1 pseudogene is annotated in these 1,564 nt (G+C 75.5%); it reads left to right on the forward strand.

The window, feature by feature from the left end:
* Positions 1-1,564 (forward strand): annotated as a pseudogene (locus AWC08_RS36735) (PE family protein); the annotation flags it as partial.

Here is a 1,564-nt window from a genome sequence, read left to right on the forward strand (position 1 = left end):
GTCAACGGCAGTGGGGGGACCGGTGGTGCCGGCGGCGATGGGGGTAGGGGTGGTGATGGTGCCCCCGGAGTGAACAGTGCGGGTCAGGCCGGCGGCACCGGGGGTGCGGGTGGCCAGGCGGGTGCCGGGGGCTTGTCAGGACTTGGAGCCGGCCAGGCCGGCGCCCTGGGCAGTGCTGGTCACGGCGGCGCCGGTGGTGCCGGCGGAAATGGCGGGGCCGGAGATGACAACACCGGCACCCTCGGCGGCAATGGCTTCAAGGGCGGTGCTGGGGGTGCCGGCGGAAAGGGCGGCAGCGCGAGTACGGGCGGCACCAACGGCAACGGTGGGGCCGGAGGGTCCGGCGGCGGTGGAGGCAACGGCTTCCAGGGTCCTGCGGGCGGGGCGAGAGCCGATGGCGGCGCAGGCGGCAGCGGCGGCAATGGCGGTGACGCGGGCACTGGTGGGGTTGGCGGGCTGGGAGGGGCCGGCGGATCCGGTGGTGCCGGAGGCAGAGCTGGCGATAACGCCGATGCTGGCGGAGCCGGGTTCAACGGCGGAACGGGTGGGGCCGGCGGTGAAGGAGGGTCCGCCGACGTCGGTGGCACCAATGGCAATGGTGGTCAGGGAGGTGACGGCGGGGCCGGGGGCGCCGGCGGCAACGGCGCTGACGGTGCCAACAGCGAGGGGCAGGCTGGTGGTGCCGGTGGCGCAGGAGGCGATGCGGGAACGGGCGGGGCCGCAGGCAAGGGGGCAGGCGCCGCGGGAAACACCGGTAATGCGGGCCGCGGCGGAAGCGGCGGGACGGGCGGTAACGGCGGTGCGGGCGCGGCCGGCAGCAACGGGGGTCTGGTCGACGCGGGCGGCGACGGATTTGCCGGCGGCGCCGGCGGTGCCGGCGGCAGCGGCGGGGCTGCGGGGATCGGTGGCACCAACGGCAGCGGTGGTCAGGGCGGTGATGGTGGTGCCGGTGGTGGCGGCGGCACCGGCGCTGACGGTCCGGTCGGCCGACACGGTGGTGCTGGCGGCAATGGTGGAGACGCAGGTGTTGGCGGCTTAGCCGGCACGGGTGCCGGTGCCGCCGGAAGTGCCGGCAGCGCGGGTACGGGCGGGAATGGGGGACGCGGCGGTCGTGGGGGCGACGGAGATATCGCCGCCTATGGCGGTGGTGATGGGTACGACGGCGGGCGTGGCGGCGTCGGGGGTAATGGCGGATCTGCCGGAGTTGGCGGCACCAACGGTGACGGCGGGACGGGCGGACAGGGTGGCAACGGAAGTGCCGGCGCGAACGGCCTCACTGTGAAAAACGGCCCCGGGACTCCTGGCGGACACGGTGGCAAAGGCGGCGACGCGGGAGTCGGTGGGCTTGCCGGAACGGGTGCCGGTGCTGCCGGTACGGCGGGCAACGCGGGCACTGGCGGCGAGGGCGGCCATGGCGGTCGGGGAGGCAACGGGGCGGCCGGCTCAGATGGGGGCGCGGGCTTCGACGGCGGCACCGGCGGCGACGGCGGTATCGGTGGGTCGGCGGGCCTCGGTGGCGTCAATGGAAATGGCGGCATTGGGGGTGGCGGGGGTGACGGCGTCA

The sequence above is a fragment of the Mycobacterium gordonae genome (assembly GCF_002101675.1).
Lineage (GTDB): Bacteria > Actinomycetota > Actinomycetes > Mycobacteriales > Mycobacteriaceae > Mycobacterium > Mycobacterium gordonae.